Here is a 23,026-nt window from a genome sequence, read left to right on the forward strand (position 1 = left end):
TCTTCAGAAAACCCAGGAAGACCACGAGCCATGATCACTGTCGGATCCCGCGTCCCGGACGCCACGCTGCAGGAATTCTTTGAAACGGAAAGCGAGGGTTGCGTACTGGGACCCAACGCCTTCAAGGTGGCCGACCTGGTGCGCGGGCGCAGGATCGTGGTGTTCGGACTGCCCGGGGCATTCACGCCGACCTGCTCGGCCAAGCATGTACCCGGCTATGTGCAGCATGCCGCGGCGCTGCGTGACGCCGGCATCGACGAGGTCTGGTGCGTGTCGGTCAACGACGCCTTTGTCATGGGCGCGTGGGGTCGCGAACAGCAGGTCGCCGGCAAGGTGCGCATGATGGCCGACGGCAGCGCGGAATGGACGCGCGCGCTCGGTCTCGAACAGGACCTGACCGCGCGCGGCATGGGCGTACGCTCAAAGCGCTACGCGATGGTGATCGACGATGGCGTGGTAACCCGGCTCGAGGTGGAGGCGCCGGGCGAATTCCGCGTCAGCAGCGCCGAGGCAGTGCTGGAGGCGTTGCGCGGTTGACACAGTCATCCGGGTAAACGTGGATAATACGCAACTTGTAAAGGGTGTGTTAACGGCCGGAAACAAAACCCGGCTGCATCGCCCCTAAGGTGGTGGTAAAATCCCTTAATCAAAAAAATCATACGATAGATTTTAATAATAGTTGAGGCTGTCATGCTCAAACAGCGCACGATCAAATCCCTGGTGAAGACGGTTGGCATCGGGCTGCACTCGGGCCGCAAGGTCACGCTGACCCTGCGCCCGGCGCCGGCCGATACCGGCATCGTCTTTACCCGCGTCGACCTGCCCGAGGCCGTCGAGATCCCCGTGGCCGCGTCGGCCGTCGGCGACACGCGCCTGGCGTCGGTGCTGCAGAAGGATGGCGCGCGCGTTTCGACCGTCGAGCACCTGATGTCGGCATGCGCGGGCCTGGGCATCGACAACCTCTATGTCGATGTCGACGCCGAGGAAATCCCGATTATGGACGGCAGCGCCGCGTCCTTCGTATTCCTGCTGCAGTCGGCCGGCATCGAAGAGCAAAACGCGCTGAAGACCTTTATCCGCGTGAAGAAGGCGGTGGAAGTGCGCGAGGGCGACAAGCTGGCGCGGCTGGAGCCGTATTTCGGCTTCAAGCTTTCGTTCACCATCGATTTCCGCCATCCGGCGGTCGACAAGACCGGCCAGACCTTCGAGATCGACTTCGGCGATACCAGCTACGTGCGCGAGATCGCCCGAGCCCGCACCTTCGGTTTCGCCCATGAGGTAGAGGCGCTGCGCGAGATGGGCCTGGCGCGCGGCGGCAGCCTGGACAACGCGATCGTGCTGGACGAGCACCGCATGCTCAACAACGAAGAGCTGCGCTATGGCGACGAGTTCGTGCGCCACAAGATCCTGGACGCGATCGGCGACCTGTATGTGGTGGGCCATCCGCTGATCGGCGCCTATGTGGCGAACAAGTCGGGCCACGGGCTGAACAACCAGTTGCTGCGTGCGCTGCTGGCTGACCAGGAAGCGTACGAGCTGGTTACCTTCGATCGGGTCGAGGAAGCCCCCGCGGCGTTCCTGCCGCAGGCGCAGCCGGCGTTTGCCTGAGCCCGGGCGAACTGGCGAAAAAAAGCCGACCTGAGGGTCGGCTTTTTTATCTCGGCACTGGCTTAGCGATGGTGCGCCAGCAGCGTATTCAGCGCGTCCCGCAGCGGCGAATCCGGCAGGCTGCGCGCAAGCTGGTCCAGGTTGGCAAGCCCCGTCGGCGTCATCCGCCCGCTGGTGCGCTGGCGCGGCGCCGGCTCCACCTCCCAGTCCGCATGGCGCGACACCTCCGGCTGCACCCGCACCCGGATCGCGGTGATGTTCGAGCCGCGCTGCTGCAGGCGGTTCAGCAATGTCGGCACCACCTGCCGTACCCGCGCCGCGGCCGCGCCATGGGCGGCCAGCAACAGCAGCACCTGGGCGTTCGGGTCGCTGGCGTCGCGCTTGACGCCGGCCACGGCCAGGCCGTCGCGCATGCCGGCGGGCAGCAGCGACAGCACCTCGCCCTCCAGCACCGAAAGCTGGCGCGCGGTCTGCATCAGCGTCGAGACCGGGCCGGCCTTGGCCAGCCAGTCGTTGAGCGGCTTGGCGGCAGGGGTTTGCAGGGCGTGGTGGGTGAAGCGGCGCATGGGTGCATTCTAGCAAGGGGCGCGGGGGACGCCTTGCCCAACTCTGGATTGAAGCTGCGGCGGCCGCCCCAAACTGGGATGGGTGCGGCGCGCAGCCAACACGCGTGGTCGACATTCGGCAGGCTTGCCCGCCCTTGCCGGACGGGGCCCGGCGCGTTCCGGCCGTGACCCCGGCACATGATAAACTCGGCGTTTCGCGCCAATCTATCCATTCCTCGCCCGGCCGCCGGAGCAGCCCGCATCCCTGGGGGGCATCCGGTTCCGCGCAGGTGAAAGCAATCGATGATCACCGGCCTTCTCAAGAAAGTCTTCGGCAGCCGCAACGAGCGGCTGATCAAACAATATCGCCGCACGGTAGCGCAGATCAATGCGCTGGAGCCGAAGTTCGAGCAGTTCTCGGACGACGAGCTGCGCGGCATGACCGAGACCTTCCGGCAGCGCCACGCCGCTGGCGAGTCGCTCGACGCGCTGCTGCCCGAGGCGTTTGCCGTATGCCGTGAGGCCAGCAAGCGCGTCATGAAGATGCGCCACTTCGACGTGCAGCTGATCGGCGGCATGGTGCTGAACGACAACAAGATCGCCGAAATGCGCACCGGCGAAGGCAAGACGCTGACCGCGACGCTGGCCGTGTACCTCAATGCCATCACCGGCCAGGGCGTGCATGTGGTGACCGTCAACGACTACCTGGCGCAGCGTGATGCCGAGTGGATGGGCCGGCTGTACAACTTCCTCGGCCTGTCGGTGGGCGTGAACCTGTCGCAGATGCCGCATGACGCCAAGCAGGCGGCCTACAACTCGGACATCACCTACGGCACCAACAACGAGTTCGGCTTCGACTACCTGCGCGACAACATGGTCTACGACCCGTCGCAGCGCGTGCAGCGGCCGCTGAACTACGCCATCGTCGATGAGGTGGACTCGATCCTGATCGACGAGGCCCGTACCCCGCTGATCATCTCCGGCCAGGCCGAGAACCAGACCGACCTGTACCAGCGCATGAACGGCATCCCCAAGCTGCTCGAGCGCCAGATCGGCGAGGAAAAGGCCGACGGCACGGGCGTCGAGAAGCCGGGCGACTACTACGTCGACGAGAAGGGCCACCAGGTCTACCTGACCGAAGCCGGCCACGAGAAGGCCGAAGAGATCCTGTCGCAGCAGGGCCTGATCGGTGAAGGCGAGTCGCTGTACGCGCCGCAGAACATCACGCTGATGCACCACCTGTACGCCGCGCTGCGCGCGCACAGCCTGTTTCATCGCGACCAGCACTACGTGGTGCAGAACGACGAAGTCGTCATCGTCGACGAATTCACCGGCCGCCTGATGACGGGCCGGCGCTGGTCCGACGGCCTGCACCAGGCCGTCGAGGCCAAGGAAGGCGTCACCGTCCAGCAGGAAAACCAGACGCTGGCGACGATCACCTTCCAGAACTACTTCCGGATGTACAACAAGCTGGCCGGCATGACCGGCACGGCCGACACCGAAGCGTACGAGTTCCAGGAGATCTACGGCCTGGAAGTGGTGGTGATCCCGACTAACCGCCCGGCCCAGCGCAAGGACCAGCAGGACCAGATCTACAAGACCTCCACGGAGCGCTACGACGCGGTGGTGCGCGATATCCGCGACTGCCACGAGCGTGGCCAGCCGGTGCTGGTGGGTACCACCTCGATCGAGACGTCGGAATACCTGTCGCGCCTGCTCGACAAGGAACAGCTGCCGCACCAGGTGCTCAACGCCAAGCAGCACGCGCGCGAAGCCGAGATCGTGGCCCAGGCCGGCCGTCCCAAGATGATCACCATCGCCACCAACATGGCCGGTCGCGGTACCGACATCGTGCTGGGCGGCAATGTGGAGAAGCAGGCCGGCTTTATCGAGGCCGATCCGAACATGGCCGACGCAGAGAAGGCCGTGCGCATCAAGCAGCTCGAGGACGAGTGGCAGTCGCTGCACGAGCAGGTCAAGGCCGCGGGCGGCCTGCATATCGTCGGCACCGAGCGCCATGAATCGCGCCGCATCGACAATCAGCTGCGCGGCCGAGCCGGGCGCCAGGGCGACCCGGGTTCGTCGCGCTTCTACCTGTCGCTGGACGACCAGTTGCTGCGCATCTTCGCCGGCGACCGCGTGCGCGCCATCATGGAGCGCCTGAAGATGCCCGAGGGCGAGCCGATCGAAGCCGGCATCGTCACGCGTTCGATCGAATCGGCGCAGCGCAAGGTGGAAGGCCGCAACTTCGATATCCGCAAGCAGTTGCTGCAGTACGACGACGTCGCCAACGACCAGCGCAAGGAAATCTACAAGCTGCGCAACGACGTGCTCGAAGCGCAGGACGTCGGCGACATGGTGGCCAACCTGCGCCAGAGCGTGCTGGTGGAGCTGTTCCGCGACCATGTGCCGGCCGACACCATGGAAGAGCAGTGGGACATCGCCGGCCTGGAAACGCACCTGCGCGAGGACTGGGGCCTGGAACTGCCGCTGGCGCAGACCATCGAAGGCGCGCAGAGCATCGAGGATGAAGAGCTGCTGAACCTGATCATGCAGGCGGCCAAGGAGCGCTACGACGGCAAGGTGGCGATGGTCGGCCGCGAGTCGTTCGCCGGTTTCGAGCGCTCGGTCATGCTGCAGAGCATCGACACGCACTGGCGCGAGCACCTGGCCGCGCTGGACCACCTGCGCCAGGGTATCCACCTGCGCGGCTATGCGCAGAAGGATCCCAAGCAGGAATACAAGCGCGAGTCGTTCGAACTGTTCGCACGCCTGCTGGACGTGATCAAGAACGAAGTCACGCGCGTGACCTTCAACGTGCAGATCCAGTCGCCGGAAGAACTGGAACAGGCTTCGGAGCAGATCGAAGAGGGCCTGTCGCACCTGGAGAACGTGCAGTACAAGCACGACGAGTTCGCCGAAGGGCGCGAGCCGGTGGAGGAAGCGCCGTCGCCGCGCACCGGCACGGCCATGGCCGCCGCCGAGCTGGCGCTGGCGGGCATGCCCAAGGTCGGCCGCAACGACCCGTGCCCGTGCGGTTCCGGCAAGAAGTTCAAGCAGTGCCACGGCAGGCTGAGCTGAGCCGCGTGCCGATATGACGTCGCGCCCTTTGCAAGGGGCGTGACGCGCAAGGAAACGACATGCCCGCCCTCCGCGGGCATGTTCGTCTGAGACAAGCAATTCGCTGGCAAAAACCGCAAGCAGATATCCGCGAACAGGAACAGAGGAGTCCACATGCCCGTCAACCTTCCGCTGCCGCAGGCAGAAAACCTGAAATCCGTCGCCGGCGTGGAACTCGGCTGGGCCGAGGCGGGCATCCGCAAGGCCAACCGCAAGGACGTGCTGGTGGTGCGCGTGGCCGAGGGCAGCACCGTGGCCGGCGTCTTCACCAACAACCGCTTTTGCGCCGCGCCGGTGCAGGTCTGCCGCGAGCATCTTGCCGCTGGCAGGGGCATCCGCGCGCTGGTGGTCAACACCGGCAATGCCAACGCCGGCACCGGTGAACCGGGCCTGGCCAATGCACGTGCCACCTGCGACGCGCTGGCCGCGCAACTGGGTATCGCCGTCGACCAGGTGCTGCCGTTCTCGACCGGCGTAATTCTCGAGCCGCTGCCGGTGGAGCGCCTGGTGGCCGGTCTGCCCGCGGCCATCGCCAATGCGAAGGCCGACAACTGGCTGCCCGCCGCTGAATCGATCATGACCACCGACACGCAGCCCAAGGCCGCGTCGCGCACGGTGCAGATCGACGGCAAGACCGTGACGATGTCTGGCATCAGCAAGGGCGCCGGCATGATCCGCCCGAACATGGCGACCATGCTCGGCTTTATCGCCATGGACGCCGCGGTGGCGCAGCCGGTCCTGCAGGCGCTGGTGTCGCACGCCGCCGACCACTCGTTCAACAGCATCACCATCGATGGCGATACCTCGACCAATGACTCCTTCGTGCTGATCGCGACCGGCAAGTCCGGCGCCGTGGTCGACCGCGCCGAAGGCCCGGCCTTCGAAGCGCTGCGCGACGCGGTGACCGCGCTGGCGCAGGAACTGGCGCAGATGATCGTTCGCGACGGCGAAGGCGCGACCAAGCTGATGACCATCCGCGTCGAAGGCGGCAAGGACGTCACCGAGTGCCGCCAGATCGCCTATGCGGTCGCGCACTCGCCGCTGGTGAAGACCGCGTTCTACGCCTCGGACCCCAACCTGGGCCGCATCCTGGCCGCGGTGGGCTATGCCGGCGTCGATGACCTCGACGTCAACCGCGTCAACCTGTGGCTGGACGATGTCTGGGTCGCCCGCGATGGCGGCCGCAACCCCGACTATCGCGAAGAAGACGGCCAGCGCGTGATGAAGCAGGCCGAGATCACGGTGCGCATCGCGCTCGGCCGCGGCAATGCCGAAGCGACCGTATGGACCTGCGACCTGTCGCACGACTACGTGTCGATCAACGCCGACTACCGCTCTTAAGCATCCCGGGTTTGCTCCCCTCTCCCGCATGCGGGACAGGGGCCGGGGGAGAGGGCAGGCGTTTCCGGATACGCGATGCCCCGCTCATCCACCCCTCTCCCCAACTACTGACACCGTCACGCCGCCATGTCCGACCTCGCCTCCCGTCTCGACAACTTCCTCGCCCGACTCGAACAATGGCTGCCGCCGCAACTGAGCGATGCCGACTGGCAGGAGGCCGTAGCGTTCCGCTGGCGCAAGCGGCAAAGCCTGTTCGGCAATATCGGCTACCTGCAGCCGGTGCGCCAGTTGCCGCCGATCCACCTGGACGACCTGAAGAATATCGAGCGCCAGAAGGACGCCATCGTCGCCAACACGCGCCAGTTCGTGGGCAAGCTGCCTGCCAACAACGTGCTGCTGACCGGCGCGCGCGGCACCGGCAAGTCGTCGCTGATCAAGGCCTGCCTCAACGCCTTTGTCGACGAGGGGCTGCGCCTGGTTGAAGTCGACAAGGACGACCTGGGCGACCTCGGCGATATCGTCGAACTGGTCTCGCAGCGCCCCGAGCGCTTCGTGATCTTCTGCGACGACCTCTCGTTCGAGGAGGGCGAGTCGGGCTACAAGTCGCTCAAGTCGGCACTGGACGGCTCGGTCGCGGCGCAGTCGGACAATGTGCTGATCTATGCCACTTCCAACCGCCGGCACCTGCTGCCGGAGTACATGAAGGACAACGAGACCTACCGCCACACCGACGACGGCGAGATCCATCCCGGCGAAGTGGTCGAGGAAAAGATCTCGCTGTCCGAGCGCTTCGGGCTGTGGCTGTCGTTCTACCCGCCCAAGCAGGACGAGTACCTGACCATCGTCGCGCACTGGCTCAAGCATTTCGGCTGCACCGACGAGGACATCGCCGCGGCGCGCGGCGACGCGCTGGTATGGGCGCTGGAGCGCGGTTCGCGCTCGGGCCGCGTGGCGTGGCAGTTCGCGCGCGACTGGGGCGGCAAGCATGGCAAGCCCTATATCGCCGACGTGGGCCAGGGCGGCGGCAGCAAGGCATGAGCGAAGCCATGAACCAGGCCGCCGACACCGCGGGCAAGCCGCCGCGCAAGGTCACCGAAGTCGCCGTAGGCGTGCTGGTGCAGCCCGACGGCCATTTCTTGCTGGCGCAGCGCCCGGACGGCAAGCCCTACGAGGGCTACTGGGAATTCCCGGGCGGCAAGCTGGAGCCCGGTGAAACGGTGGAAGCCGCGCTGGCGCGCGAGCTCCATGAAGAGCTGGGCCTTGACGTAACGCAATGCGAGCGCTGGCACATCCTCGAACATGACTACCCGCACGCCTATGTGCGGCTGTATTTCTGCAAGGTCACGGCCTGGCGCGGCGACCCCGTCGGCCGCGAAGGCCAGGCCTTCTCCTGGCAGCGCACGCCGGTGACGGTCGGGCCGCTGCTGCCGGCCACCATCCCGGTGGTGCAATGGCTGGACGAGGAATCGCACAACGGCTGACCACGCCATGCGACCGCGGCCGCGCCGGAGCGCCGCCAGTTCACAGGAAAGGAACCTGCATGCTCCGCGTCGATCTGATCGCCGAAGACATTTCCCTGCCTGAACTGACCCTGCGCGGCATCATCCTCGGTGCGCTCATCACGGTCGTGTTCACCGCCTCGAACATCTACCTGGGGCTGAAGGTCGGCCTGACCTTCTCGTCGGCGATCCCGGCGGCCGTCATCTCGATGGCCGTGCTGCGGCTCTTCCCCGGCGCCAATATCCTCGAGAACAACATGGTGCAGACGCAGGCCTCGGCCGCGGGCACCCTGTCGTCGATCATCTTTATCCTGCCCGGCCTCGTGATGCTGGGCCACTGGCAGGGCTTCCCGTTCTGGCAGACGCTGGCGATCTGCGTGGCCGGCGGCATGCTGGGCGTGCTGTTCAGCATCCCGCTGCGCCATGCGATGGTGGTGCAGAGTACGCTGCCGTATCCCGAAGGCGTGGCCGCGGCGGAAATCCTGCGCGTGGGCAGTGCCGCGCCGGATGATGTGGTGCCGGGCCGCAAGCGCCAGGCGACCGGCATGGCCGACCTGATGGCGGGCGGGCTGGTGGCCGGGCTGTTCAGCTTCGCTGCCGGCGGACTGCGGCTGCTGGCCGAGGGCGCCAACTTCTGGCTGTCGGCCGGGACGTCGGTGGTGCGGCTGTCGATGGGTTTCTCGCTGGCGCTGGTCGGTGCCGGCTACCTGGTGGGCATCGTGGGCGGGCTGGCGATGCTGCTGGGGCTGGTGATGACCTGGGGCGTCGCGGTGCCGTGGCTGACCGCGATCACGCCGCGGCCGGATGGCGCTACGCTGTCCGCGTTCGGCACCCTGGTGTGGAGCCAGCAGGCGCGCTTTATCGGCGCCGGCACCATCGGCATCGCCGCGATCTGGACGCTGCTGTCGCTGGCCAAACCGATGCTGTACGGCATTCGCGCCTCGTTCGGCGCGCTGCAGTCCGGTGCTGGCGGTGAGGGCAACCTGCCGCGCACGCAGCAGGACATGCCGGCCAGATGGATCGGGCTGGTGATGCTGGGTTTGCTGGCGGTGCTGGTGGCGGTGTTCGCGTATTTCCTCGCACCCGCGCCGGTCGCGGGCGGCGCGCGCTGGCGGCTGGTGATCTATGCGGTGGTATTCGCCTTTGTCTTCGGCTTCCTGGTGGCCGCGGCGTGCGGCTATATGGCCGGACTGGTGGGTTCGTCGGCGAGCCCGATCTCCGGCATCGGCATCATCGCCGTGATCCTGGTGTCGCTGCTGATCCTGCTGGCCGGCAACGCCGACGGGCTGCTGGCGACGCCCGAGGGCAGCAAGTTCGCGATTGCGCTGGCAATCTTTACCACCTCGGCGGTGGTGGCGGTGGCGTCGATCGCCAATGACAACCTGCAGGACCTGAAGACCGGCTGGCTGGTCGGCGCCACGCCGTGGCGCCAGCAGGTGGCGCTGCTGATCGGCTGCGCGGTGGGTGCCGCCGTGATCCCGCCGGTGCTGGAGCTGCTCTACAACGCCTACGGCTTTGCCGGTGCCCTGCCGCGCGCCGGCATGGACCCGAACCAGGCGCTGGCCGCACCGCAGGCGACGCTGATGACCGCGATCGCCACCGGCATCTTCACCCACCAGCTCAACTGGAACATGATCCTGATCGGCATCGCGCTGGGCGTGGTGCTGATCGCCGTCGACGAAGTGCTGCGCCGCCGCGGCGGCGTGGCGCGGCTGCCGGTGCTGGCGGTGGGTATCGGCATCTACCTGCCGCCGACAGTCAGCTCGGCGCTGGTGGTCGGGGCGGTGCTGTCGTGGGTATTGCTGCGTGCCGAACGCCGCCGCGCCACCGCCCGTGGCGATAACGTCAAGCTGGCGCTGGAACATGCCGAACGGCGCGGCACGCTGCTGGCCTCAGGCCTGATCGTCGGGGAAAGCCTGGTCGGCGTGATGCTGGCCGCGGTGATCGGCTTGTCGGGCAAGGATGCGCCGCTGGCACTGGCCGGCGCAGGGTTCGAAGCGACCGCGCAGTGGCTGGGCCTGGCGGTGTTCGTGCTGGTGTGCGTCGCGTTCTACCGCCGCGTGCTGGCGGCGGCGCACTAAGCCGGACCGGTGAGGACGACGCTCAGTCGTCCTCTTCGTCGGACAGGTCGGCGGACTGGGTCTCGCCCGGCTTGCCGCCGATCACGTATTTCTCTGACGCCCACGCGCCGAGATCGATCTGCTTGCAGCGTTCGGAACAGAACGGGCGGAACTTGTTGTCGGGCACCCAGGCCACCTCGGTGCCGCAGGTGGGGCATTTGACGACGGCAGGCATAGCTTTAAACGCGGGCTTCAGAAATTGCAGAGTTTCAGCAGGAAGGGGATGTCCGCATCAACCGAGCGCGGTCGCAGGTCGCCGTCCTGCTGCGTGAAGCGCACCCACAGCATGTACTTGTTGGCGCTCATCTCCGGGATAAACGCCAGCAGCGAGTCATCCAGGTAGACCTGCATCAGCTGGTAGCTGCGCCCGGACAGCATCTGCTGGTAGCTGCCGCCGGTGGCGATCACCTTGCCACTCTGGCCGGCTTCGCGCAGCAGGCGCAGCACGATGGTGGTGCCCATGCGCAGCGATACCAGTGGGCGCGCCCACTTGAGGATATCGGCGCGGCGGTCTTCGGCGGGGCGGTGCTGCCAGGCGTAGTAGGCCGGCAGGTCGAACTCGCAGGTGCCGCCGGGGATGATGGCGCGGCTGCGGATGCTGGTCAGCCACTCGTTGTCGGCCAGCAGCTGGCCGGCCTTGCCCACGGTCTGGTTGAGCATGGCGATGCCCTGCTCGATCTCGCCGATGACGGCGTCCAGCGTTTCCTGGTCGATCTGCGGATTGGCCCGTAGCGGCGCCAGCGCCTGGCGCTGGCGTTCCAGTTCCTTGATCAGGTCGGTCTTCAGGTCGGCGCGGCCGGCCACGTCGATGATCTCGAACAGCGTGGTCAGCGCGACGTGGTGCTGCTGGGCATGATCCTGGGCGAGGAAGTAATCCAGCCGATCGAACAGGTCTTCCAGGCGCAGGAGCGTCCTGATGCGTTCGTTGAAAGGATATTCGTACAGAATCAAGTGCTATGTCCGTGCAGCGCGTCGGGCGGTCTCCGTGTCAGGAGTTCGCCCGGTGCAGAAGGTGGCCCGGGTAATGCGGGAGGGTACTAGCGGTAAAGTCCAGAGGGACGTACCGGCATTGCAAGGTGCATGCATGGGGCGCATCGGGTTGATCGAGAGGCGCATCATGTGGCGATCCGTGCAGTATGCGGCTATTTGCCGGCATGTTCCAGCGCATTCTATGCGAGTCGCGGGCACAGGACAATGTCATGTGCATGATGCGGTGCGTTGTCCGGCCTGCTTATTCCTGATACGTCGACTGCAAGGCGGCTTATACGCCGACCTCGGGATGGACCTCTCCGGCCGCCGACAGTTCACGGTAGTAGCGGTCAAGCTGGTCGACCTGCGCCACCAGCGCGTCCACCGGGCCGTCGTTGTCGATGACGTCGTCGGCACATGCGAGGCGCGCGCCGCGCGTTGCCTGCTTCGCCATGATCGCCTGCACCTGCTCGCGGCTGAAGCCGTTGCGCGCCATCACGCGCGCCACCTGGGTGGCCTCGCTGCAGTCCACCACCAGCACGCGGCCCACGCGCTCGCGCCACGAGCCGGATTCCACCAGCAGCGGCACCACGTAGATCAGGTAGGGGTGTTCGCCGGCGTCGCGCACCGCCTGGGCGTGCTCGTTGGTCAGCGCGCGGATCAGCGGATGGGTGATGCCTTCGAGCCGCGCCTTGGCGGCCGGATCGGCGAACACCAGCGCGCGCATGGCGTCGCGGTCCATGGCGCCGTCAGGGCGCAGGCAGCCGGGGCCGAAGGCCTCGACAAGCGCCGGGATGGCCCTCCCCCCGGGGGCGGTGATCTGGTGCGCGAGCAGGTCGGTGTCGATGATCGCGGCGCCGCGTGCGGCAAACATGTCCGCGACGCGGGACTTGCCGCTGCCGATGCCGCCGGTCAGTCCGATTTCCAGCATGTGAAGATCCGTGTGCGATTCGATGGCGATGTTGCCGTCACGATACCAGCTTCACGGCAGCCACAGCGGCAGTACGCCCGGACCGAACACCAGCACCACGGCCCCTGCCAGCGCGATAAACGGGCCGAAAGGGAAGGGCGTGTCCCGTTCCTGCCGGCGCAGCGCGATGCTGGCCAGCCCGAACACCACGCCCGCCACCGAAGACAGCAGCACCAGCGCCGGCAGCGCCTGCCAGCCGAACCACGCGCCCAGCGCCGCCATCAGCTTGAAGTCGCCGAAGCCCATGCCTTCCTTGCCGCGCACCAGCCGGAACAGCCAGTATGCCGCCCACAGCACCAGGTAGCCGGCGGCCGCGCCGATCACGGCGTCGGACAGCGGCACGAACAGTCCGCCGAGATTGAGCAGCAGCCCCAGCCACAACAGCGGCAGCGTGATCTGGTCGGGCAGCAACTGCGTATCGGCATCGATCATGGTCAGCGCCAGCAGCGACCACACCAGCAGCAGCGCCGCCAGCATTTGCCAGCCCGGTCCGAAGCGCCACGCTACCAGCGCGCTCAGCACGCCGCAGGCCAGCTCCACCAGCGGGTAGCGCAGCCGGATCGGCGTCTTGCACGCCGAGCAGCGCCCGCGCAGCAGCAGCCAGCTCAGCACCGGCACGTTTTCCCACGGCGCGATCGCGTGGCCGCAATGCGGGCAGGCCGAGCGCGGCACCATCAGGTTGTAGCGGGCAGGGTAGGGCAGCGGGTCGCCGCGCAGTTCGGCGATATAGTTGGCCTCGTCGCGCTCCATCATGCGCGGCAGCCGGTGGATAACCACGTTCAGGAAGCTGCCGACCACCAGCCCGAGCAGCGCCGCGGCGGACACCAGGAAGGCTGGCGGCAGCGCCGCCAGCGCGTCAACCAGCGGACCGTTGCCGGCCGGGAACGGCGAAGTCGACCATGCAAACGCCATGCTTACACCACTTGTCCCAGCTTGAAGATCGGCAGGTACATCGCCACCACCATGCCGCCGATCAGCACGCCCAGCACCACGATGATCAGCGGCTCGATCAGGCTTGAGATCGCGGCGACGGCGTCGTCTACCTCGCGCTCGTAGAACTCCGCCACCTTCAGCAACATATTGTCCAGCGCGCCGGATTCCTCGCCGATCTGCGTCATCTGCAGGACCATGTTGTCGAACACGTGCGTGGCCTGCATCGCATTGGTCAGGCTGGTGCCGATGCGCACCGACTGCTCGATCTCGCGCGTGGCGTCGTAATAGACCCAGTTGCCGGCGGCGCCGGCCACCGACTCCATCGATTCCACCAGCGGCGTGCCGGCGGCGAACATGGTCGCCAGCGTGCGCGTCCAGCGCGCGATCACGGCCTTGCGGAACAGGCTGCCGAAGATCGGCAGCTTCAGCAGCGTGCGGTCGGTGGCGCGCTGCACCTTCTCGGAACTCTTCAGCGCACGCAGGTAGAACATGATGCCGGCCACCGGTATCCCGACCACCAGGTACCAGAACTGGACAAAGAAGTCCGAGATCGCGATCACGACCAGCGTCGGCGCGGGCAGGTTGGCGCCGAAGCTCGAGAACACGCCCTTGAACGCGGGGATCACGAACAGCATCAGGATCACCGTGACCGCGAAGGCCACGGTCAGCACCGCGATCGGGTAGATCATCGCCGACTTGATCTGGCTCTTCAGCGCGATGGTCTTTTCCATGTAGAGCGACAGGCGCTCCAGCAGCGAATCCAGGATACCGCCCTGTTCGCCGGCATCGATCAGGTTGCAATACAGCGTGTCGAAGTACTTCGGATGGCGCCGGAACGCCGCCGCCATGCTGCTACCGGATTCGATATCGAAGCGGATGTCGGCCAGAAGCTGGGTGAAGTTGGGGTTCACATGCCCGCGCCCGATGATGTCGATCGACTGCAGCAGCGGAATGCCGGCCTTGAGCATGGTCGACAGCTGCCGTGTGAAATAGGCGATGTCCTTCTCGGTGATCTTGCGCCCGCGCGCGGCCTTGCGCTTCTTGAGCTTGACGATGGTCAGGCCCTGCTTGCGCAGCGTGGCGGTGACCTCGGCCTGGTTCTCGGAGCGCAGCTCGCCGGTGAAGGTCTTGCCCTTGCGGTCCTTGCCTTCCCACTCAAAGATGTACTGGGTGGGGGCCTTGCGCCCCTTCCCTGATTTCGCCCGCGACGCCGCTGCTGTCCGGGCGCCCGCTGCTGGTGAGCGCGTCGCCATGATATTGACCCCCGATGACAATGACGTTTGTCGTACGTCTTGTATTTACGTTGTTTCCTACGTGTTTTTTGCTACGTATTCGTGGTCGCCAGCACTTCTTCGAGTGACGTGACGCCCTGCTTTACCTTTAGCAGTCCCGCTTCCCGCAACGATAGCACGCCGTCCTTGCGCGCCTGCTCGGCGATCTGCAAGGCCGTGCCGTGCGTCAGGATGATCTCCTGCATCGCCTCGGTGATCGGCATGACCTGGTAGATGCCGCAGCGCCCCTTGTAGCCGCTGCCGTTGCAGCGCTCGCAGCCGACCGGATGGTAGGGCTGCCAGCTACCGTCGAGGTCGCGCTCGCGAAAGCCCGCCTCGAGCAGCGCTTCGCGCGGGATTTCGCCGGGGCGCTTGCAGGTGCAGAGCCGCCGCGCCAGCCGTTGCGCGGTGATCATCAGCACGCTCGAAGCGATGTTGAAGGCCGCGACGCCCATGTTCATCAGCCGCGTCAGCGTGGTCGGTGCATCGTTGGTGTGCAGCGTGGACAGCACCAGGTGGCCGGTCTGCGCGGCCTTGATCGAGATATCCGCGGTTTCCAGGTCGCGGATTTCGCCGACCATGATGATGTCCGGATCCTGGCGCAGGAACGAACGCAGCGCCGCGGCGAAGGTCAGGCCGGCCTTGTCGTTGACGTTGACCTGGTTGATACCGGGTAGCTGGATTTCGGCCGGGTCTTCCGCGGTCGAGATATTGATGTCGCCCTGGTTCAGCAGGTTCAGGAAGGTGTACAGCGACACCGTCTTGCCGCTGCCGGTGGGGCCGGTCACCAGCACCATGCCGTACGGGCGCTTGATCACATCCAGCAGCAGGGCCTTCTGTTCGGGCTCGTAGCCGAGCTGGTCGATATCGAGCTTGTCGGACGAGGATTCCAGGATCCGCATCACGATCTTCTCGCCGAACAGCGTCGGCAGCGTCGACACGCGGAAGTCCACCGCCTTTTCGACCGTCTCCTTGGCGTCCTTGTCCTTGGGCAGCGAGAGCAGCAGCTTCATGCGGCCGTCCTGCGGCACGCGCTTTTCAGAAATATCCAGCCGCGACAGCACCTTGATGCGGGTCGCGATTTTGTCGCGGATATCCAGCGGCGGGCGCGCGACCTCCTGCAGCACCCCGTCGACACGGAAACGGATGCGGTAAAAGGTCTCGAACGGCTCGAAGTGCAGGTCGGACGCGCCGCGGTGGAAGGCCTCGGTCAGCAGCTTCTGCAGGAAGCGCACCACCGGGGCGTCGTCGATGGCGTCGGCGGCGGTGCGGTTGCGCTGCGCGCTGGCGGCAGCCACCGGGTCGTACTCGATCAGCTTGCGCTGGACCTGCACCGGAGAGATGTTTTTCATCGTGCCCAGCGCCTCGCCGGCGGAGCGCACATGCTTCATCAGCTTGTCGTGCTCGACCACCACCGCTTCGATCGGGAGCTTGTACTTTTCCTTGATCGCCTCCAGCCCGGCCTGGTTGGACGGGTCGGACATCGCCAGCACCAGCCGGTTCTCGCGCCGGCCCAGCGGCAGCAGCCGGTGCGCATGGAATTCGCGATTGCCGGCCAGCGCCGGCGGCACTTTGTTCAGGTTGTACTGGGCCAGGTCCAGCAGCGGCATCTGGTATTTGTCGGCCGCGAACAGCGCGAGGTCATGCGCGCTCATGGTGCCGCTGCCGACGATCTCGTCGATGAGCTGCGACTGCTTTTCGCGCGCGGCCTGCTCCAGCTGAGCAAGCAGTGCGGGCGCGATACGCCGGCTCTGGGCCAGGGCAAGACCGAGTGTCATGGCAGGTGCGCTGTGCGGTTGGACGGTGGCCATCGGCCACAGAAGGGGCGGGACAGACCCACGTCCCCGGATCGGGGCAGTTTGCCGCCGGGGTCACTTTTTGTAAAGGCGACGGCGGGACGCTGTTGGCGTTTGCGCGACACGGGCGCAACCCTACTTGCGCGGGGAGATTTGCAGCGGCGGGGCTGCAATACAGCAGTGCACGGAGGTTCCACATTTTGTTTCACTTGTTGCGGATATTGCGCGCTACACTGCGGTTGCCGGTCATGCGGATTGCATCGTTACACGCAATCGCCGTGATTTCCCCTCAGAGATCGTGAGGCCATGCGGCATCGAAGTGGTCGACCCCGATATCTTCATCATCCACCAGTGGGATCTGGAACCGCTCATCGCGATCGCGGCGTTCAGGCAGATGCGTGCGCGCCGGAAAAAACCTCAGGCAACACCAGAGGATTTTGCGCGTGCACTTGAGCGAAGCGGTTGCCGGCCACCGGACAACGGATACGCGAGGCGTCGGAATTGATTTAGCGTGCCGGCTGTGATCGATGCCGCCGGCACAAAGACAAAGAGCCGAATCAACTCACGTCGATTCGGCTCTTTAAATCTGGTCGGGGTGAGAGGATTCGAACCTCCGGCCTCTACGTCCCGAACGTAGCGCTCTACCAGGCTAAGCTACACCCCGATTTGGTCTTGCTGGCCGACGTTTTGGCGTCAGCAGCAAAGAAGATAAGTGTAGCAGCGTTTTTTTGGAAATGGAAGAGGGAAGGCAAAATCGCCGCTCGTTGGCGCCCTTCGTTCCGCTTCCGTTGCCTACGCCGCTGTTGTTTACGACTGCCGCTGCAGCGAAAATTCGCAAAGCTGGATCAGCGTCTCTTTGAGCGGCGAAGCCGGGAAGCGCAAGGCGGCCTGTTCCGCGGCCTCGGCTTCGCGGCGTGCCGCTTCGAACGTGACATCGAGCGCGCCGCTGGCGTGGATGGCCGCGAACACCGCATCGAAATGCTCGGTGCCGCCTTGCACGATGGCGTCGCGCGCGAGCTGGCGCTGCTCGGGCGTGCCGTGTTCCAGCAGGTGCAGCAGCGGCAGCGTGGGCTTGCCTTCGCGCAGGTCGTCGCCGGCGTTCTTGCCCATCTGCTCCGCGCTGGCGGTGTAGTCGAGCATGTCGTCGATGAGCTGGAAAGCGGTGCCGATGCGGCGGCCGTATTCGGCTGCGGCTTCTTCCATTTCGGCGTCGGCGCCCGCAAGCACGGCGCCCAGCTGGGCGGCGGCCTCGAACAGCTTGGCGGTCTTGTAGCGGATCACCTGCAGGTAGCGCTCGACGGTGACATCCGGGTCGTGCATGTTCAGCAGCTGCAGCACCTCGCCCTCGGCGATTACGTTGGTCGCGTTGGACAGGATTTCCATGATGCGCATGCTGCCCGCATCGACCATCATCTGGAACGCGCGCGAATAGAGGAAGTCGCCCACCAGCACGCTGGCGGCGTTGCCGAACACCGCGTTGGCGGTGTCGCGGCCGCGCCGCAGCTCGGATTCGTCGACGACATCGTCGTGCAGCAGCGTGGCGGTGTGGATGAACTCCACGACCGCGGCCAGTTCATGGTGGCGGTTGCCGTCGTAGCCCAGCGCGCGCGCCGTCAGCAGCAGGATCACCGGACGCAGGCGCTTGCCGCCGGCGCCGATGATGTATTCGCCGATCTGCTCGATCAGCGGGACTTCAGAAGACAGCCGCTGGCGGATGACAGCATCGACCGCGCGCATGTCTGCAGCGACCGGGGCAAGCAAGGCAGTGGCGGAAGGCTGGGACAAGATGATCACCGTTACGCAAAACCGGACGATTATATGCGATGCGCGCAGCGTTCTACGCATGCGGCGCGTTCTAAAGATGGCTGCTCAGGGTATGCGTGAAGGGTGTTCGGGCGGGGCGCCTCTATAATTCGGCCATGAACAAGCCCGCATCTCGTCGCCAGTGGCGCCGCACCGCTTTGTGGGTGGCGTTTGCCGCACTGGCCGGATTCCTGCTCGCCGACCTGACCTGATCCGGGCGCTGTCCCATTGTGGCGATGCCGCCGCTCACAGGCTATGTGCCTGTTTTCTTTGCGCTTTTCCCCAACCTCGTTTACAATTCCCGGTTTCCTCCGGTTGCTACGCTCGCTTTGCGGGTTCTGACCGGCGGGAGATAACCGGGCCGCAGTGAGCCCGCCCGTACGCCAGGCCGTGCAGTTGAGCGGCCGTGCAGGGCGCGCCAGTGCAGGCATTCGGCGTTTTATTCACATCCGAGAGGTTCGACAATGTACGCGGTCGTAAAAACCGGCGGCAAGCAATACAAGGTTGCTGCTGGCGAAAAACTGAAAGTAGAACAGATACCGGCAGACATTGGCGCAGAAATCACGCTCGACCAGGTGCTCGCAGTGGGCGCCGGCGACCAAATCAAGTTTGGTACGCCGCTGGTTAGCGGGGCTTCCGTCAAGGCTACCGTTATCTCCCAAGGTCGTCACGACAAGGTGAAGATCTTCAAGATGCGCCGTCGCAAGCACTATCAGAAGCGTCAGGGCCATCGTCAGAATTACACCGAACTGCGCATCGAAGCGATCGTTGCCTGATCGATCGAGCGTAACCAGGTAAAGCGACAGGAGTAAGACATGGCACAGAAAAAAGGCGGCGGTTCCACGCGGAACGGCCGTGATTCCGAATCGAAGCGTCTGGGCGTCAAGGTGTTTGGTGGCCAGGCCATCAACGCCGGCGGCATCATCATCCGCCAGCGCGGTACCCGCGTGCATGCCGGCGACAACGTCGGCGTGGGCAAGGACCACACGCTGTTTGCCCTGGTGGACGGCCACGTGCAGTTCGCCGTCAAGGGCCCTGCCAAGAAGCAGCACGTCAGCGTCGTTCCGGCGGCCTGATAACAGCCTTTGCAGGATGAAGGCCCCGCAACGCTTGCGGGGCTTTTTCTTTTCTGGCCACAATTAGAGGCACTATCAAAGCGATCCTGGCGAGATGGTCCGTTCGCATCGTTTTGATAGCGCCTTTTGCGGTGCGCCCGGCAGGGTTTGCGGCATCCGGCCGCCAGCCCGCCGATCCATCACGGAAAACCCATCATGAAGTTCATCGACGAAGCCCGAATCGAAGCCATCGCCGGCAACGGCGGCAATGGCAGCGCCTCGTTCCGGCGCGAGAAGTTTGTGCCCTTCGGCGGCCCGGATGGTGGCGATGGCGGCCGGGGCGGCAGCGTGTTCGCCGTGGCGGACCGCAATATCAATACGCTGATCGACTTCCGCTATGCCAGGAAGCATGTGGCGCGCAACGGCGAGAATGGCCGCGGCTCCGACTGCTATGGCGCGGCGGGTGAAGACATCACGCTGCGCATGCCGGTGGGCACGCTGATCACCGACATGGATACCGGCGAGGTCATCGCCGACCTGACCGAGCACGGCCAGCGCGTGTGCCTGGCCGAGGGCGGCATGGGCGGCTGGGGCAACCTGCACTTCAAGTCCAGTACCAACCGCGCGCCCCGTCAGCAGGTGGACGGCAAGCCGGGCGAGCGCCGCATGCTCAAGCTTGAGTTGAAGGTGCTGGCCGACGTCGGCCTGCTGGGCATGCCCAATGCCGGCAAGTCGACCTTTATCTCGCATATCTCCAATGCGCGCCCGAAGGTGGCGGACTATCCGTTCACCACGCTGCATCCCAACCTGGGCGTGGTGCGCGTGGACCATGAGCAGTCGTTCGTGGTCGCCGATATCCCCGGCCTGATCGAAGGCGCGGCCGAAGGCGCGGGCCTGGGCCACCAGTTCCTGCGCCACCTGCAGCGTACCGGCCTGCTGCTACATATCGTCGACCTGGCGCCGTTCGACGAGGCGGTCGACCCGGTTGCCGAGGCCAAGGCCATCGTCAACGAGCTGAAGAAGTACGACGAAACGCTGTACGACAAGCCGCGCTGGCTGGTGCTGAACAAGCTGGACATGGTGCCGGAGGAAGAGCGCGCCGCGAAGGTGAAGGACTTCCTCAAGCGCTACAAGTGGAAGGGCCCGGTGTTCCAGATCTCGGCGCTGACCGGCGAAGGCTGCCGCGAGCTGATCTACGCGATCAAGGACCACCTGCAGGCGATCAAGGCCGAAGAAGCTGCGGCGCTGGCCGAGCCGGACATCCGGCTGGACGAGCGCCTGCACAACGTCGACCAGGGTACGGGCGAGGCATAAGGGGCCGCCGACGGCTGGCCTCACCGCAATAAAACACAACGGACAATTCGGGCGCGGCGCCCGCCGCCGGCTGCCCGGGAGACAGGATTCCCGCCATGCAATCGGTCATCGCGCAGGCAAAGCGCATCGTCGTCAAAGTCGGCTCCAGCCTGGTTACCAACGACGGCAAGGGGCTGGACCACGACGCCATCGCCCGCTGGGCGGCCCAGATCGCCAAGCTGCGCGTGGCGGGCAAGGAAGTGGTGCTGGTCAGCTCCGGCGCCATCGCCGAAGGCATGCAGCGCCTGGGCTGGGTGCGCCGCCCGAAGGAAATCCACGAGCTGCAGGCCGCCGCCGCCGTCGGCCAGATGGGCCTGGCGCAGGTCTATGAAAGCCAGTTCGGCCGCTATGGCATCCGCACCGCGCAGGTGTTGCTGACCCATGCCGACCTGGCCGACCGCGAGCGCTACCTGAACGCCCGCTCCACGCTGCTGACGCTGCTGTCGCTGGGCGTGGTGCCGATCATCAACGAGAACGACACCGTGGTCACCGACGAAATCAAGTTCGGCGACAACGACACGCTGGGCGCGCTGGTCACCAACCTGATCGAAGGCGATGCGCTGGTGATCCTGACCGACCAGCGCGGCCTGTACACCGCCGACCCGCGCAAGGACCCCGCCGCGCAGTTCGTCGACGAGGCGCTGGCCGGCACGCCCGAGCTGGAAGCGATGGCCGGTGGCGCCGGCACGTCGATCGGCCGCGGCGGCATGCTGACCAAGATCCTGGCGGCCAAGCGCGCGGCCAAGTCGGGGGCGCATACCACCATCGCCTCCGGGCGCGAGGCCAACGTGCTGGAACGGCTGGCCGCCGGCGAGGCCATCGGCACGCAGCTACTGGCGCCGACCGGGCGCCTGACCGCGCGCAAGCAGTGGATGGCAGATCACCTGCAGCTGCGCGGCCGCGTGGTGATCGACAACGGCGCGGTCGAGAAGCTGACCAGCGGCGGCAAGTCGCTGCTGCCGATCGGCGTGGTCGAAGTGCAGGGCGAATTCGCGCGCGGCGAGGTGATCGCCTGCGTCAATCCGCAGGGGAAAGAGGTCGCCCGTGGCATCACCAACTATTCCAGCGCCGAGGCGCGGCTGATCGCGCGCAAGCCCTCGTCCGAGATCGAAACCGTGCTCGGCCACCTGAACGAGCCCGAGCTGATCCATCGCGACAACCTCGTGCTGGTCTGAGCGATGGTCTGGCGCCGGCCTGGCGCAGCATAAAAAAACGGCGGGACTGGATGACAGTCCCGCCGTTTTGCCTTTCGATGACCGACCGGTCAGCGCATCCGCGGCGCCCGCGACTTCAGCTCGCGCACCATATCGTCCGGCGTGCCGGCCACGGTGCGGCCTTCACAGAAGAAATCGACCGCCAACGTGGCGGCGTAGGCATTGCGCACGCTGGTTTCCATCCGGTGCCAGTTCTCGCCGTAGTCGCTCTGGTTGGGAATCCACTCCTTGGCGCCGGCCGGCAGCGTGGCGTAGAGCTTGCGCTCGAACGCATCGCAGCGCATGCCTTCGAAGGTCACGTTGCGCGCGCCGCTCTGGCTGCTGGTGACCACGGTGTAGCGCACCACGTTGTCCTTGCCGACCGAGATCGACTTGCTGTCCACCGCGAACGACAGCGTGCCCGTGCCCGACACCGAGAACGGGATCAGGTTGGCGTCCTGCGGCACCGGCGGCAGCATCGCCTTGGCTTCCTCGAACGTCTTGGGCGCGAACGGGTTGAGCCACGTGCTCTCTTCTTCAGCCATCTGCTTGGTGGTGCTCTTGCAGCCGGCCAGCACAAGGCAGGCGGCGGCAAGCAGCAGTCCGGCAGCGCTCAGGCCGCCGCGGCGGCCCGGGCCCGTGAAACTAGTCATCAGTGCTCCGTGAGGTGGATACCGGCGCTGCCGGCGAAACAGATACAGGCTCGGAAGCCGGCGCAGGGGCAGGCTCCGGTTCCGCCGCGCCATCGCAGTCGGCCGCGGCGACTGCCGGCTGAGCTTGCGGGGACCGGCCTTGCGGATGGCTGCGCGGACCGCCCTGGCGCCCGTGCAGGCCCGGCGCGCCATGGGCACCATGGCTGCCGTGGGTCCCATAGGGGCTCAGCGGCACGCGCGGGTGCCGGTTCAAAAAGCGCGACAATTCCGTCAGCGCCATCTGGTAGACATCGCGCTTGAACTCGATCACCGCCTCCAGCGGCACCCAGTAATGGCTCCAGCGCCAGGCGTCGAACTCCGGATGGTCGGTGGCGCGAAGGTGGATATCGCAGTCCCTGCCGGCCATGCGCAGCAGGAACCAGATTTGTTTCTGGCCCTTGTAGTGGCCGCGGATCTCGCGGCGGATGAACTTGTCCGGCACCTCGTAACGCAACCAGTCGCGCGTGCGACCAACGATCCTGACGTGCTCCGGAAGCAGGCCGATTTCCTCATGCAGTTCGCGGTACATGGCCTGTTCCGGCGTTTCGCCGTACTTGATGCCGCCTTGCGGGAACTGCCAGGAGTGTTCGCCGATTCGCTTGCCCCAGAAAACCTCGTTGCGTGCGTTGAGGAGGATGATGCCGACGTTCGGGCGAAAGCCTTCACGATCGAGCATGACTGCACCTCGAATCCTTTAGAATTACGCTGATTATAAAGGAAGCGCGCAGCCGGGCTCAGGCGGGGGGATGGTGGTTTTC

The 23,026-nt window shown here is 65.8% G+C and carries 22 protein-coding genes and 1 tRNA gene; 12 read left to right on the forward strand and 11 right to left on the reverse strand.

The window, feature by feature from the left end; genetic code table 11:
• Positions 1 to 30: 30 nt before the first annotated feature.
• Positions 31 to 537 carry a peroxiredoxin gene (locus AB1I47_RS20405; RefSeq protein ID WP_354685541.1) on the forward strand — a complete coding sequence of 169 codons (507 nt, stop codon included), beginning with the start codon at positions 31 to 33 and terminating at the stop codon, positions 535 to 537.
• Positions 538 to 690: 153 nt separating this feature from the next.
• Positions 691 to 1,608, forward strand: coding sequence for a UDP-3-O-acyl-N-acetylglucosamine deacetylase (gene lpxC, locus AB1I47_RS20410; RefSeq protein ID WP_354685542.1), 918 nt, complete (start codon positions 691 to 693; stop codon positions 1,606 to 1,608).
• A gap of 62 nt (positions 1,609 to 1,670) precedes the next feature.
• Here the strand turns inward: lpxC and AB1I47_RS20415 are convergent, their stop codons facing one another.
• On the reverse strand, positions 1,671 to 2,174 hold the full coding sequence (locus AB1I47_RS20415) for a hypothetical protein (protein WP_354685543.1): 504 nt from the start codon (positions 2,172 to 2,174) through the stop codon (positions 1,671 to 1,673).
• Between the two features lie 282 nt (positions 2,175 to 2,456).
• On the opposite strand from AB1I47_RS20415, the gene secA reads away from it, so the two are divergent.
• The 5 genes from secA to AB1I47_RS20440 all read left to right on the forward strand — a co-directional run bounded on the left by secA (position 2,457) and on the right by AB1I47_RS20440 (position 10,194).
• Positions 2,457 to 5,234, forward strand: coding sequence for a preprotein translocase subunit SecA (gene secA, locus AB1I47_RS20420; RefSeq protein ID WP_354685544.1), 2,778 nt, complete (start codon positions 2,457 to 2,459; stop codon positions 5,232 to 5,234).
• A gap of 153 nt (positions 5,235 to 5,387) precedes the next feature.
• Positions 5,388 to 6,614, forward strand: a complete 1,227-nt coding sequence (gene argJ / locus AB1I47_RS20425; RefSeq protein ID WP_354685545.1) for a bifunctional glutamate N-acetyltransferase/amino-acid acetyltransferase ArgJ — start codon at positions 5,388 to 5,390, stop codon at positions 6,612 to 6,614.
• 126 nt (positions 6,615 to 6,740) lie between these two features.
• Positions 6,741 to 7,652: an ATP-binding protein gene (locus tag AB1I47_RS20430; protein WP_354685546.1), complete on the forward strand. Its 912-nt coding sequence runs from the start codon at positions 6,741 to 6,743 to the stop codon at positions 7,650 to 7,652.
• The gene (locus AB1I47_RS20435) at positions 7,649 to 8,095 is read left to right on the forward strand and encodes an NUDIX domain-containing protein (protein WP_354685547.1); all 447 of its coding nucleotides are present in this window, start codon (positions 7,649 to 7,651) and stop codon (positions 8,093 to 8,095) included. The genes AB1I47_RS20430 and AB1I47_RS20435 overlap by 4 nt, the downstream gene beginning before the upstream one ends.
• A gap of 59 nt (positions 8,096 to 8,154) precedes the next feature.
• A complete protein-coding gene (locus AB1I47_RS20440) occupies positions 8,155 to 10,194 on the forward strand; it encodes an OPT family oligopeptide transporter (protein ID WP_354685548.1) in 2,040 nt (679 codons plus the stop codon).
• A gap of 22 nt (positions 10,195 to 10,216) precedes the next feature.
• On the opposite strand, the gene AB1I47_RS20445 is transcribed toward AB1I47_RS20440, so the two are convergent.
• From AB1I47_RS20445 to pilB, 6 genes are all read right to left on the reverse strand, one after another.
• Positions 10,217 to 10,408, reverse strand: coding sequence for a DNA gyrase inhibitor YacG (locus tag AB1I47_RS20445; RefSeq protein ID WP_354685549.1), 192 nt, complete (start codon positions 10,406 to 10,408; stop codon positions 10,217 to 10,219).
• 17 nt (positions 10,409 to 10,425) lie between these two features.
• Complete coding sequence (zapD, locus tag AB1I47_RS20450) at positions 10,426 to 11,184, reverse strand: cell division protein ZapD (RefSeq protein ID WP_354685550.1); 759 nt, start codon at positions 11,182 to 11,184, stop codon at positions 10,426 to 10,428.
• A gap of 310 nt (positions 11,185 to 11,494) precedes the next feature.
• Positions 11,495 to 12,133 carry a dephospho-CoA kinase gene (gene coaE / locus AB1I47_RS20455; protein ID WP_354685551.1) on the reverse strand — a complete coding sequence of 213 codons (639 nt, stop codon included), beginning with the start codon at positions 12,131 to 12,133 and terminating at the stop codon, positions 11,495 to 11,497.
• A gap of 51 nt (positions 12,134 to 12,184) precedes the next feature.
• Positions 12,185 to 13,084 (reverse strand): prepilin peptidase, encoded by a 900-nt coding sequence (locus tag AB1I47_RS20460; RefSeq protein WP_354685552.1) that lies wholly within the window; start codon positions 13,082 to 13,084, stop codon positions 12,185 to 12,187.
• Between the two features lie 2 nt (positions 13,085 to 13,086).
• Positions 13,087 to 14,358 carry a type II secretion system F family protein gene (locus AB1I47_RS20465; protein WP_354685553.1) on the reverse strand — a complete coding sequence of 424 codons (1,272 nt, stop codon included), beginning with the start codon at positions 14,356 to 14,358 and terminating at the stop codon, positions 13,087 to 13,089.
• Positions 14,359 to 14,429: 71 nt separating this feature from the next.
• Entirely contained in the window at positions 14,430 to 16,154 is a 1,725-nt protein-coding gene (pilB, locus tag AB1I47_RS20470) for a type IV-A pilus assembly ATPase PilB (protein ID WP_354685554.1), read from the reverse strand.
• A gap of 157 nt (positions 16,155 to 16,311) precedes the next feature.
• On the opposite strand from pilB, the gene AB1I47_RS20475 reads away from it, so the two are divergent.
• Positions 16,312 to 16,677, forward strand: a complete 366-nt coding sequence (locus AB1I47_RS20475) for a VapC50 family PIN domain-containing toxin (protein ID WP_354685555.1) — start codon at positions 16,312 to 16,314, stop codon at positions 16,675 to 16,677.
• 82 nt (positions 16,678 to 16,759) lie between these two features.
• On the opposite strand, the gene AB1I47_RS20480 is transcribed toward AB1I47_RS20475, so the two are convergent.
• Positions 16,760 to 16,836: transfer RNA gene (locus AB1I47_RS20480), tRNA-Pro, on the reverse strand.
• Between the two features lie 143 nt (positions 16,837 to 16,979).
• On the reverse strand, positions 16,980 to 17,909 hold the full coding sequence (gene ispB / locus AB1I47_RS20485; RefSeq protein ID WP_354685577.1) for an octaprenyl diphosphate synthase: 930 nt from the start codon (positions 17,907 to 17,909) through the stop codon (positions 16,980 to 16,982).
• Between the two features lie 530 nt (positions 17,910 to 18,439).
• Here ispB and rplU point away from each other — a divergent pair.
• From rplU to proB, 4 genes are all read left to right on the forward strand, one after another.
• Entirely contained in the window at positions 18,440 to 18,751 is a 312-nt protein-coding gene (gene rplU / locus AB1I47_RS20490; protein ID WP_006576525.1) for a 50S ribosomal protein L21, read from the forward strand.
• 39 nt (positions 18,752 to 18,790) lie between these two features.
• Complete coding sequence (gene rpmA, locus AB1I47_RS20495; RefSeq protein ID WP_011299102.1) at positions 18,791 to 19,051, forward strand: 50S ribosomal protein L27; 261 nt, start codon at positions 18,791 to 18,793, stop codon at positions 19,049 to 19,051.
• Between the two features lie 195 nt (positions 19,052 to 19,246).
• Entirely contained in the window at positions 19,247 to 20,344 is a 1,098-nt protein-coding gene (gene obgE, locus AB1I47_RS20500; protein WP_354685556.1) for a GTPase ObgE, read from the forward strand.
• Positions 20,345 to 20,439: 95 nt separating this feature from the next.
• Complete coding sequence (gene proB, locus AB1I47_RS20505; RefSeq protein ID WP_354685557.1) at positions 20,440 to 21,558, forward strand: glutamate 5-kinase; 1,119 nt, start codon at positions 20,440 to 20,442, stop codon at positions 21,556 to 21,558.
• Positions 21,559 to 21,647: 89 nt separating this feature from the next.
• Here the strand turns inward: proB and AB1I47_RS20510 are convergent, their stop codons facing one another.
• Positions 21,648 to 22,229, reverse strand: a complete 582-nt coding sequence (locus AB1I47_RS20510; RefSeq protein WP_354685558.1) for a CNP1-like family protein — start codon at positions 22,227 to 22,229, stop codon at positions 21,648 to 21,650.
• Positions 22,222 to 22,944 carry an RNA pyrophosphohydrolase gene (locus tag AB1I47_RS20515; protein ID WP_354685559.1) on the reverse strand — a complete coding sequence of 241 codons (723 nt, stop codon included), beginning with the start codon at positions 22,942 to 22,944 and terminating at the stop codon, positions 22,222 to 22,224. The genes AB1I47_RS20510 and AB1I47_RS20515 overlap by 8 nt, the downstream gene beginning before the upstream one ends.
• Positions 22,945 to 23,026: the final 82 nt, after the last annotated feature.

The sequence above is a fragment of the Cupriavidus necator genome, assembly GCF_040578825.1.
In the GTDB taxonomy this organism is placed as follows: Bacteria; Pseudomonadota; Gammaproteobacteria; order Burkholderiales; family Burkholderiaceae; genus Cupriavidus; species Cupriavidus necator_E.

Excerpts from the sequence above, each read along its gene's own strand:
- AB1I47_RS20435 (WP_354685547.1), top strand. The coding sequence starts at position 7,649 with ATGAGCGAAGCCATGAACCAGGCCGCCGACACCGCGGGCAAGCCGCCG.
- AB1I47_RS20515 (WP_354685559.1), bottom strand. The coding sequence starts at position 22,944 with ATGCTCGATCGTGAAGGCTTTCGCCCGAACGTCGGCATCATCCTCCTC.
- AB1I47_RS20465 (WP_354685553.1), bottom strand. The coding sequence starts at position 14,358 with ATGGCGACGCGCTCACCAGCAGCGGGCGCCCGGACAGCAGCGGCGTCG.
- AB1I47_RS20430 (WP_354685546.1), top strand. The coding sequence starts at position 6,741 with ATGTCCGACCTCGCCTCCCGTCTCGACAACTTCCTCGCCCGACTCGAA.
- AB1I47_RS20460 (WP_354685552.1), bottom strand. The coding sequence starts at position 13,084 with ATGGCGTTTGCATGGTCGACTTCGCCGTTCCCGGCCGGCAACGGTCCG.
- AB1I47_RS20415 (WP_354685543.1), bottom strand. The coding sequence starts at position 2,174 with ATGCGCCGCTTCACCCACCACGCCCTGCAAACCCCTGCCGCCAAGCCG.
- argJ (WP_354685545.1), top strand. The coding sequence starts at position 5,388 with ATGCCCGTCAACCTTCCGCTGCCGCAGGCAGAAAACCTGAAATCCGTC.
- proB (WP_354685557.1), top strand. The coding sequence starts at position 20,440 with ATGCAATCGGTCATCGCGCAGGCAAAGCGCATCGTCGTCAAAGTCGGC.
- ispB (WP_354685577.1), bottom strand. The coding sequence starts at position 17,909 with ATGCGCGCGGTCGATGCTGTCATCCGCCAGCGGCTGTCTTCTGAAGTC.
- rplU (WP_006576525.1), top strand. The coding sequence starts at position 18,440 with ATGTACGCGGTCGTAAAAACCGGCGGCAAGCAATACAAGGTTGCTGCT.
- AB1I47_RS20405 (WP_354685541.1), top strand. The coding sequence starts at position 31 with ATGATCACTGTCGGATCCCGCGTCCCGGACGCCACGCTGCAGGAATTC.
- AB1I47_RS20510 (WP_354685558.1), bottom strand. The coding sequence starts at position 22,229 with ATGACTAGTTTCACGGGCCCGGGCCGCCGCGGCGGCCTGAGCGCTGCC.
- lpxC (WP_354685542.1), top strand. The coding sequence starts at position 691 with ATGCTCAAACAGCGCACGATCAAATCCCTGGTGAAGACGGTTGGCATC.
- coaE (WP_354685551.1), bottom strand. The coding sequence starts at position 12,133 with ATGCTGGAAATCGGACTGACCGGCGGCATCGGCAGCGGCAAGTCCCGC.
- obgE (WP_354685556.1), top strand. The coding sequence starts at position 19,247 with ATGAAGTTCATCGACGAAGCCCGAATCGAAGCCATCGCCGGCAACGGC.
- AB1I47_RS20445 (WP_354685549.1), bottom strand. The coding sequence starts at position 10,408 with ATGCCTGCCGTCGTCAAATGCCCCACCTGCGGCACCGAGGTGGCCTGG.
- rpmA (WP_011299102.1), top strand. The coding sequence starts at position 18,791 with ATGGCACAGAAAAAAGGCGGCGGTTCCACGCGGAACGGCCGTGATTCC.
- pilB (WP_354685554.1), bottom strand. The coding sequence starts at position 16,154 with ATGACACTCGGTCTTGCCCTGGCCCAGAGCCGGCGTATCGCGCCCGCA.
- secA (WP_354685544.1), top strand. The coding sequence starts at position 2,457 with ATGATCACCGGCCTTCTCAAGAAAGTCTTCGGCAGCCGCAACGAGCGG.
- AB1I47_RS20440 (WP_354685548.1), top strand. The coding sequence starts at position 8,155 with ATGCTCCGCGTCGATCTGATCGCCGAAGACATTTCCCTGCCTGAACTG.